This window comes from Nocardiopsis lucentensis DSM 44048, from assembly GCF_000341125.1.
Taxonomy (GTDB): Bacteria; Actinomycetota; Actinomycetes; order Streptosporangiales; family Streptosporangiaceae; genus Nocardiopsis; species Nocardiopsis lucentensis.
The window spans coordinates 1-1246 of record NZ_ANBC01000041.1; the positions used below are offsets into that span (position 1 = coordinate 1).

A 1246-nucleotide genomic window follows, 5' to 3' on the forward strand; every position below is an offset into this window, starting at 1 on the left:
GTGGTCGGCCGCGGCCCGACGGCAGCGCTCGGCCGCGTCCGCGTAGACGGAGCGGTCGGCGTGGGCCCGGGCCACGACGGCGGCGACCGAGTCCACCCCCGTGCCCGCGAAGAGGGGGTAGTCCCCGCCCAGCATGGCCTCGTGCATCGGGGTGCGGTTGAGGACCACCGGCAGGCCGAGCGCGCCCAGTTCGAGGACCTTGGTGGACAGTTCGAGGCTGGCGTCCATGGACGGGTCGCGCCAGGAGAGCCCGAAGTCGCACTCGGCGGCCTGACGGAGCGCGTCAGCGCGCGACATGCCGCCGCGCCAGTCCACGCCGTCGGTGTCCTCCAGGCCCCTGCGCATGCGCTTGGCCCAGTCGGCCGGGTCGGAGTGGATCTTGTCGCCGATCATCACCACCTCGGCCTCCACGCCGAGCCGTGACAGCTCGCCCGGAAGCTCGGTCATTTCCAGGGTGTTCCACCTGGGCGCGAACTTGCCCGTGTAGGCGAGACGGGCGCGGGCGTGCACCTCTCCGTCCGAGCGGACGTCGTCGGGGACCACGACCACGGGTGGGAACAGGACCGAGCGCCCGCAGGCGGCGGGCACCGACGACTCCAGGAAGGCCCGCAGCTCCTCGGTCTGGCAGAGCAGGAACCGGGAGGCCAGTGCGATCTCGGTCAGCTCCGCGGTGGCGGTGGCGGTGAACTCCGCGACGCCGTGCGGGAAGTCGGTGAGGTAGGTCCACAGCCGACCGGACAGGGACTCCTCCTGCGCGGCCAGCCCCGCCAGGCGCCTGCCCCGCACCACCACGAGGTCGAACCGCCTGCGCTCGTCCTGGCCGGTGATCAGGGTGACGGCCTGTTCGGGGGTGAGCCCCCTGGGCCCGAGGTCGGGCAGAAGCTTGTCCTCGTAGGGCCGCAGCAGCCGGACACCGGGCACGTCCGTCAGGGGCGCGGTCAGCCGGTCGGTGCGCACGGGCGCCTTCAGAAGGAGGGTGACCTCGCATCCGGCGGCGGCCAGGGCCTGCGCCATCGACTGCGCCCAGACCGCGGAACCGTCGATGATGTTGAGGTCCACGTCCCCGTACAGGAGTGCGCGCGGAGGAGGTGTACTCACGTTCTTCCCTTCGGATGCTTTCGGGTTGCCCGTGCGGGGCGGTCGGCGCGGTCGGGGGTCAACCGACGGCGCCGGTCTGGGCGGCGGAGTGGGAGGACCCGTCGCCGCCGGGGCCGGCTCCGGTGCCGTGGTCCGGGCCCAGGGCGAG

Annotated in this window: 1 pseudogene; it reads right to left on the reverse strand. The window is 73.3% G+C overall.

Annotation, left to right across the window (positions count from 1 at the left end):
• Positions 1 to 1098: pseudogene (locus D471_RS0101195) on the reverse strand (glycosyltransferase family 1 protein); the annotation flags it as partial.
• Positions 1099 to 1246: the final 148 nt, after the last annotated feature.